The organism is Dactylosporangium salmoneum (assembly GCF_039532525.1).
In the GTDB taxonomy this organism is placed as follows: Bacteria; Actinomycetota; Actinomycetes; order Mycobacteriales; family Micromonosporaceae; genus Dactylosporangium; species Dactylosporangium salmoneum.
In genome coordinates, this window is sequence record NZ_BAAARV010000033.1 from 187,112 (window position 1) to 194,817 (window position 7,706).

General features: G+C 74.0%; 6 protein-coding genes. 4 read left to right on the forward strand and 2 right to left on the reverse strand.

The genetic code is table 11. From position 1 onward, the window contains the following. Positions 1–3 precede the first annotated feature (3 nt). Together ABD352_RS22760 and asnB are read right to left on the reverse strand one after the other, a co-directional pair. A complete protein-coding gene (locus tag ABD352_RS22760) occupies positions 4–1,107 on the reverse strand; it encodes an AAA family ATPase (RefSeq protein ID WP_344614465.1) in 1,104 nt (367 codons plus the stop codon). Between the two features lie 11 nt (positions 1,108–1,118). Continuing rightward, positions 1,119–3,071 carry an asparagine synthase (glutamine-hydrolyzing) gene (gene asnB, locus ABD352_RS22765; protein ID WP_344614466.1) on the reverse strand — a complete coding sequence of 651 codons (1,953 nt, stop codon included), beginning with the start codon at positions 3,069–3,071 and terminating at the stop codon, positions 1,119–1,121. Between the two features lie 70 nt (positions 3,072–3,141). Between asnB and ABD352_RS22770 the strand changes: the two genes are divergently transcribed. From ABD352_RS22770 to ABD352_RS22785, 4 genes are all read left to right on the forward strand, one after another. Continuing rightward, positions 3,142–4,599, forward strand: a complete 1,458-nt coding sequence (locus ABD352_RS22770) for an aminopeptidase P family protein (RefSeq protein ID WP_344614467.1) — start codon at positions 3,142–3,144, stop codon at positions 4,597–4,599. Between the two features lie 118 nt (positions 4,600–4,717). Then, the gene (locus tag ABD352_RS22775) at positions 4,718–5,284 is read left to right on the forward strand and encodes a LemA family protein (RefSeq protein WP_344614468.1); all 567 of its coding nucleotides are present in this window, start codon (positions 4,718–4,720) and stop codon (positions 5,282–5,284) included. Between the two features lie 10 nt (positions 5,285–5,294). Then, positions 5,295–7,100: a DUF2207 family protein gene (locus ABD352_RS22780; RefSeq protein WP_344614469.1), complete on the forward strand. Its 1,806-nt coding sequence runs from the start codon at positions 5,295–5,297 to the stop codon at positions 7,098–7,100. 66 nt (positions 7,101–7,166) lie between these two features. After that, positions 7,167–7,694 carry a YbhB/YbcL family Raf kinase inhibitor-like protein gene (locus ABD352_RS22785; protein WP_344614470.1) on the forward strand — a complete coding sequence of 176 codons (528 nt, stop codon included), beginning with the start codon at positions 7,167–7,169 and terminating at the stop codon, positions 7,692–7,694. The last annotated feature ends 12 nt before the right edge of the window (positions 7,695–7,706 follow it).

Sequence of the window (7,706 nt, forward strand, 5' to 3'; positions counted from 1 at the left end):
GTATCAGACGGTCGGGCGGCGCTTGGCCAGCCACAGCTCGTGGGCCAGCTCGCCCGGGCTCAGGCCCGGACCGCCGGGCTCGCGGCGCAGGCGGGTGGCGCCGTCGTCCTTGACCGCGTACCACCGCTGCGACTCGGCGGTCGTCGGCGGCACGGCCCGGGCGGTGAAGACGAGCTGCGCCTGGGCGGGGTTGAGCCGGGGATCGCCGACCAGCCGCAGCGCCTCGGCGGTCAGGCTGGGGTGCAGCATGGCGTCGAGGTCGTCGACGAGCAGCACGCCGCCGCGGTCCAGGGCGGGCAGCAGCGCGGCCAGCAGGTCCAGCCAGGCGATGGTGCCGTCGGACTCGCCGTAGGCGCCGAGCGGGTGCGGGCCGGTGCGGGCCTCGTGCACGAGCCGCACGCCGTCGCCGTCGGTGTCGACGCCGGCGATGCCGAGGCCGGCCCGGGCCAGCAGCAGGGTCAGCTCGTCGGTCCAGCCAGCCGCGAGGTGCTCGAGGTCGCGGACCAGGCGCGGGCCGGGGGCGACCCGGACCGGGACGATGGCGGCGAACGCGGCGGCGACCGGGGCCAGCCGCGGGTGCTCGGCGTCGGCGCCGAGGGCGAGCAGGGTCACGTCCGGGTCGCCGGCCACGACGGCGGCGAGCCCGTCGAGGCGGGCCCACGGCAGGGTGCGCACGCCGCCGCGGTCGCGCTCGTACCAGATCGTGCGGCGCTCCCTGGCGTACGCGTGCAGCCACTCCCCGGAAATCTCGCCCTGTTTGTAGGCGCAGCCCCAGACGTAGCGGACCCCGCCGGCCAGGACCTCGGCCTCGAACCGGGTGGGCAGCAGCCGGGCCGCGGGGTCGAGGCGGAACGGCTCGAAGCGGCGGACCGCGTCGCGGGCGTCGCTGCCGGCGGCGGTCAGGGCGCGCAGCGTGTCCAGGGCGCGCAGGACGGTGGACTTGCCGGCGGCGTTGGCGCCGAACACACCGGCCAGCGGCGAGACGTGCAGGGCCGGCCCGAACAGCAGGGGCGCCGGCAGGCCCGCGTCGGGCGGCGTGGCCAGCAGCGTGAGCTCCTGGATGTCGCGGACCGAGCGGAAGTTCTGGACACGGAAACTGAGCAGCATCGCCGCTCACGCTAGAGGCGGCTCTCCTGCCCGGTCCGGGCCTCGGCCCCGGCCTCACCACGGAAATACCCCGGCCTCATGGTGCCCGTGACGAACACGGCGTGCCAGACACAGAAGACGAGCACCGTCCACAGCTTGCGGGAGTGGTCGCCCTCCTTCTTGCGATGGGCCTTGAGCAGGCCGCGGACCACGTCGAGGTCGAGCAGGTCGCCAGCGCCGGAGGTGTCGAGCAGGCCGTGCGCCCAGTCGTACATCTCCCCGCGCAGCCACGGCCGGATCGGCACCGGGAAGCCGAGCTTCTTGCGGTGCACGATCGGGCCCGGCACCACCCCGGCCAGGGCCCGGCGCAGGGCCGCCTTCGTCTCCTGGGAGCGCGGCGGCACCTTGAGCTCGCTGGGCAGCGTCGCGGCGACGTCGAACACGGCCCGGTCCAGGAACGGGGTGCGCAGCTGCAGCGAGTGGGCCATCGTCATCCGGTCGGCCTTGACCAGGATGTCGCCGCGCAGCCAGGTGTAGAGGTCGACGTACTGCATGGTGGTGACGTCGTCGAGCGCCCCCGCCTCCTTGAACACCGGCGCGGTGACGTCGGTGTGGCGCACGTCGGTCTCGTAGTGGCGCAGCAGCGCGGCCTTCTCCTCGTCGGTGAAGATCCGGGCGTTGCCGTAGTAGCGCTCCTCGATCGGCGTGGTGCCCCGCTCCAGGAAGCTCTTGCCCTTCACGCCCTGCGGGATGACCCGCGACACGGCGCGCAGGCCGCGCTGCATCTGGCCGGGCAGGTGGCTCACCGTCGACAGCGACAGCGGCTCCCGGTAGATCGGGTAGCCGCCGAAGAGCTCGTCCGCGCCGTCGCCGCCGAGGACCACGGTGACGTCCTGGGCGGCCCGCTCGGCGAGGAAGAACAGCGGCACGAGCGCGGGGTCGGCCACCGGGTCGTCGAGGTGCCACACGATGCGGGGCAGGGCGCGCATGAAGTCGGCGGCGGTGACCACGGTCGCGGTCAGCGGCACGCCGAGGGCCCGCGCCGACTGCTCGGCCACGTCGATCTCGGAGTACTGCGCCTGCGGCCCGATCGCGTCGTAGCCCACGGTGTAGGTGCGCAGCCCGGGGTCGCGCTCGGCGGCCAGGGCCACGATCGCGGTGGAGTCGATGCCGCTGGACAGGAAGGCGCCGACGGGCGCGTCGGCCCGCAGGTGGGCGTGGACGCTGTCGCGCAGGGCGTCGGCGATGCGGCGGATCACCGCGGCCTCGTCGGCGACGGGCGCCGGCCGGAACGTCAGCTGCCCGTAGCGCCGGTTCGCCAGCGGCCCGCCCGGCGTGTACACGAACGACTCGCCGGCCCCGAGCCGCCGCACGTCCGGGTGCATGGTGGCGGGCTCCGGGACGTACTGCATGGTCAGGTAGTGCTGCAGCCGCACCGTGTCGACCGCGGCGGGGTCGGCGACGAATGGCAGCAGCGCCTTCTTCTCGCTGGCGAGGTACACGCCGTCCGGGGTCTGCAACTGGTACAGCGGCTTCACGCCGAACGGGTCGCGCGCGCCGAACGCCCGGCGGGCCGAGGAGTCCCAGATGACGAACGCGAACATGCCGCGCAGGCGGCTCACGGCGCTGGGGCCCCAGTGGTGGTAGGCGGCCGCGATGACCTCGGCCTCGCTGGTGGTGGCGAACTCGGCGCCGCGCTCCTCGACCAGCTCGGCCCGCAGCTCGCCGGCGTTGACGACGGCGCCGTCGAGCACGATGAGGTAGCGCCCGGCGGTGACCCCGGACGGCGGGTACGACAGCGGCTGCCGCCCGCCGGCCGTGTCGCTGACCGCGAGCCGCTCGGCGCCGAAGACGACGTCGTCGGTCGCGACGACGCGCTCCTCGTCGGGGCCGCGGTGGCGCATCAGCCCGAGGGCGTCGGCGATCGCGTCCCGCCGTGCCGCCGCGCCGCCCCGCGCGCTGACGAAGGTGAGAAGTCCCGCCATGGCAAGCATCCTCGCACGCGGTACGGTCGCAGGTGGAGCACGAATTCGCGGCGATGGGAGCCAGGTCACCATGGGTGCAGCAGACAATGGCGCAGATGGCGCACCGGCTGGTAGCCAGTCGCACGACCCGGACTTCCCCGAACGGTTCCGCGAGTTCATGCGGACGGGCTGGCGCGACGCGGGCCTGGACGTCACGCCCCGGGCCGAGGCGCCGGACCACGCCAAGCGCCGCGCCGAGCTGTCCGCCGCGTTCCCCGGTGAGACGTTGATCATCCCGTCCGGGGCGGAGCGGGTCCGCTCCAACGACACCAACCACAGCTTCCGGCCCGGCACCGAGCACGTCTGGCTCTCCGGCTCCCACGAGCCCGACAGCGTCCTGGTCGTGCGCCCGTCCGGCGACGCCACGCTGTACGTGCACCCGCGCTCCCCGCGCGACACCGACGAGTTCTTCACCGACCGCAACAACGGCGAGCTGTGGGTCGGCCGCCGGCACACCCTCGCCGAGCGGGCCACCGAGCTGCAGATCACCACCGCGCACATCGACGAGCTGGGCGCGGCGCTGGACGACTGCGCGCCCGGCCGCACCCGCGTCCTGCGCGGCTTCGACCCGGCCGTCGACGAGCGGGTCCGGGCCACCGACCCGCAGCGCGACGCCGACCTGGCCGCGATCCTCTCCGAGCTGCGGCTGGTCAAGGACGCCTGGGAGCTGGAGCAGCTGCAGGACGCCGTCGACGCCACCGTGCGCGGCTTCGAGGACGCGGCCCGGGCCCTGCCGGCCGACCGCCCGGTGCGCGAGCGGCTCATCGAGGGCCTGTTCTGGCTGCGGGCCCGCCACGACGGCAACGACGTCGGCTACAGCTCGATCGTCGGCGCCGGCGTGCACGGCACGATCCTGCACTGGACCCGCAACGACGGCGAGACCCGCCCCGGCGAGCTGCTGCTGCTGGACATGGGCGTGGAGAACCGCAACTTCTACACCGCCGACGTGACCCGCACGCTGCCGGTCTCGGGCACCTTCACCCCGCTGCAGCGCCAGGTCTACGACCTCGTGCACCACTCCCAGCAGGCCGGCATCGACACGATCCGGCCCGGCGTCGCCTTCGACGACGTGCACCAGGCGTGCATGCGCGTCCTCGCCGAGGGGCTGTCCGACCTGGGCATCCTGCCCGTCACCGTCGACGAGGCGATGAAGCCCGACAGCATCCTGTACCGGCGCTGGACCCTGCACGGGTTCGGGCACATGCTCGGCCTCGACGTGCACGACTGCGCGCGGTCGCGCAAGGAGAAGTACCGGGAGGGCAGCCTGGAGGCGGGCTACGTGCTGACGGTGGAGCCCGGGCTGTACTTCCAGCCGGAGGACGAGCTGGTGCCGCAGGAGCTGCGGGGCCTCGCGGTGCGCATCGAGGACGACGTGCTGGTGACCCCGACCGGCGCCCGCAACCTCTCCGACGGCCTGCCCCGCGCAGCCGACGACGTGGAGTCGTGGCTCGCCGCCCGGCGCGAGGAGGAGTACCGGCTGCCGCAGTAGGGCCCCAGGCCCGATACGCGCCGATCCGACATGTCGGGCATGCCCGAATACCTGCGCCCGCTGTCGGATCGGCGACGCTCACCCGGCCCCGGCAACCCGCAGCGGTCACCATGCGGCCATGACACCTCTGATCGTGCTCGGCGTCCTCGTCGCGCTCGTCATCGTGCTGCTGTGGTGGGCCGTGGCGACGTACAACGGGCTGGTCAAGGCCCGTACCCAGGTCGATGCGTCGTGGGCGCAGATCGACGTGCAGCTCAAGCGCCGCCACTCGCTCATACCCAACCTGGTGGAGACGGTGAAGGGCTACGCCGCCCACGAGCGCGGCACCCTGGAGTCGGTGGTGGCCGCCCGCAACGCCGCCGCGGGCTCCGCCGCCGCCGGCCCGGGGCAGCAGGCGCAGGCCGAAGGGATGCTGACCCAGGCGCTGGGCCGGCTCTTCGCCCTCGCCGAGGCCTACCCCGACCTCAAGGCGAACCAGAACTTCCTGCAGCTGCAGGGCGAGCTCGGCAGCACCGAGGAGAAGATCGCCTACGCGCGGCAGTTCTACAACAGCGCCGTGCAGACCTACAACCAGAAGATCCAGACGCTGCCGACGAACATCGTCGCGGGCATCGGCGGCTTCCACGCCCGGCCGTACTTCGAGGCCGCCGCCGGCGAGCGGGCCGACGTCAACGTCCGGTTCTGAAGGCCCGGCCGTGGACCTCGACCCGGTGCTGCTCGTCGAGGCCGGGATCGCCGCCGCCGGCCTCGGGGTGTGGCTCGCCGCCTTCTGGGCCGCGAAGCTGCTCACCCGGCCCCGGCCGATCCCGTCGCCGCCGGGCACCCAGGACTTCGGCGGCGACGAGCCCCCGGCCGTGGTCAGCCTGATCACCGGCCGGTGGGAGCTGACCGAGGACGCCGCCGAGTCGACGCTGATCGACCTCGCGGCCCGCAAGATCCTCGAGTTCCGCCAGCCGGGCAACGACCCGCTGCAGACGACGTTGTTCGTCCGGCAGGAGCAGCCGGGCGGGCTCAACGCGTACGAGAGCATGATCTTCGAGCGGGTCCGCGGCCTCGCCGTCGGCGGCCACGTCCCGCTCACCGCCCTGACCTTCCGCGACGAGGAGCAGGCCAAGGGCTGGACCCGCCGGCTCAACGCGGCGATCGTGGCCGACGCCCGCGCGCGGGGCCTGTCGCAGCGCCGCTTCTCGCCCGCGGTCGTCGCCGCGCTGACGATCATCGCCGCCGTCCCCGCGTTCGCCCTCGGCCTGGCGATCGCGCTGCAGGCCCGCCACCAGGACGGCGACTCCGACGGCTACGGCGCCGCGGCGGTCGGGGTCATCATCATGTGGTGCGCGCTCGGCGGCCTCGCCGGCAAGCCGCGCGGCGAGCGGGACACCCCCGAGGGCCGGGCCGCCGCCACCCGCTGGCTCGGGCTGAAGACCTTCCTGCGCGCCCACGAGAGCTTCGCCGACCTGCCGCCCGCCGCCGTCGCGGTGTGGGACCGCTACCTCTCCTACGGCGACGCCGTCGGCGCCACCCGCGTGTGCAGCGCCGTGATCGACCTCGGGATGGGCAACCGGCACCGGGTGTGGTCGTCGTTCGGGGGGACCTGGCGGCGGGTGCGGGTGCGCTATCCCAGGTTCTTCCCGCGGTACGGCCAGAAGGCCCTTCGGCTCTTCCTCAAGGCCTTCGCCGGGCTCGCGCTCGCCGTGGTGCTCGTGCGGCTGGGCATCGCCTGGTTCTGGCTCCCGCCGTTCCTCTACGGCGGGTACACCCTCGTCGCCGCCGTCATCGACGTGTTCCTGCCGGTCACCCTCACCGGCGAGGTGCTGTGGGTGGAGACCTGGAAGACCCGCAGCCAGGGCGAGAACAGCCCGTCCATCCCGTGGCTGCACTACCTGGCGGTCGACGACGGCACCCGCGACCGCGCCGTGGCCTGGGCCTGCCCGTCGGACCTGGCCCGCCGGGCCGCCCCGGGCGACGTGGTGACGCTGACCGCGCGGCGCTGGACCCGCCGCGTCCTCGAGCTCGGCGTCGACTCGAGCGCCCGGCTGCAGCCGCGCCACTACAGCGACGAGAACACCGACCAGCTGATCCGCCAGGCGATGAACGCCGGCGCGCCGGTGCTGGCCACCGCCGTGCGCCCGGCCCGGGTGACCCCGGCCGAGCTGGTCACCGCCGAGGAGGCGGGCCGGGTGCTGGGCCGCCCGGTACGGCCGGGCGCCGGGGCGGACCGCGCGGTGGCGATCGGCCCGATGGCCATCGCCGAGTTCCGCGCCGACGACGGCGCCGCGCTGCTCGTCGCGGTGGCCGTCGGCGACGCCGCCGAGCTGGCCATCCGCGCCCACCGCGGCGGGCGTCCCGTCCCGGGCGTCGGCGACGAGGCCTTCGCCTCCGGCCAGTGGGCCGTGGCCAGGCGCGGGACCACGGTGGTGAGCCTCCAGCAGCGCGGATCCGGGCCGGTGCACCAGCCGTACCTGGTGTGGTTGCTCGGACTCGCCGTGAACCGACTCACTTGAGGTGCCCGGTCGTTGGGTAAGAGGATGCCCGGAGACAAGCTGAAGACACCTCGCAAGGAGATGCGCATGACCGACCGTCCGCGCCCGCCGTCGCCCTACGACTTCCTCCCCGCGGTGCCGGCGTTCAGCCTGACCAGCGAGGACCTGACCGACGGCGGCACGCTGCCCGACGCACAGGTCTACGAGCGCGGCAACACCTCGCCCCACCTGGCGTGGTCGGGCTTCCCGGCCACCACGAAAGGCTTCGCCGTCACCTGCTACGACCCGGACGCCCCGACCGGCGGCGGCTTCTGGCACTGGCTCGTCTACAACATCCCGGCCGACGCGACCGAGCTCCCGACGGGCGCCGGCACCGGCGACAAGGACGGCATGCCGGACGAGGCCATCCATTCCCGCAACGACTACGGCACCCGCGACTTCGGCGGCGCGGCCCCGCCCCCGCAGGACGCCCCGCACCGCTACTTCTTCGTGGTCCACGCCCTGGACACCGACTACCTGGACATCGACCCCGGCGCCAACCCGAACGTGGTCGGCTTCAACCTCACCGCCCACACGGTGGCCCGGGCGATCCTGACCTCCTCGTTCGGCTTCTAGCCGGCGCGCGTC

What these genes read in the sequence shown, in the direction of transcription:
- ABD352_RS22770 (WP_344614467.1), top strand. Translation starts at nt 3,142, where the DNA reads ATGGGTGCAGCAGACAATGGCGCAGATGGCGCACCGGCTGGTAGCCAG.
- asnB (WP_344614466.1), bottom strand. Translation starts at nt 3,071, where the DNA reads ATGGCGGGACTTCTCACCTTCGTCAGCGCGCGGGGCGGCGCGGCGGCA.
- ABD352_RS22760 (WP_344614465.1), bottom strand. Translation starts at nt 1,107, where the DNA reads ATGCTGCTCAGTTTCCGTGTCCAGAACTTCCGCTCGGTCCGCGACATC.
- ABD352_RS22775 (WP_344614468.1), top strand. Translation starts at nt 4,718, where the DNA reads ATGACACCTCTGATCGTGCTCGGCGTCCTCGTCGCGCTCGTCATCGTG.
- ABD352_RS22785 (WP_344614470.1), top strand. Translation starts at nt 7,167, where the DNA reads ATGACCGACCGTCCGCGCCCGCCGTCGCCCTACGACTTCCTCCCCGCG.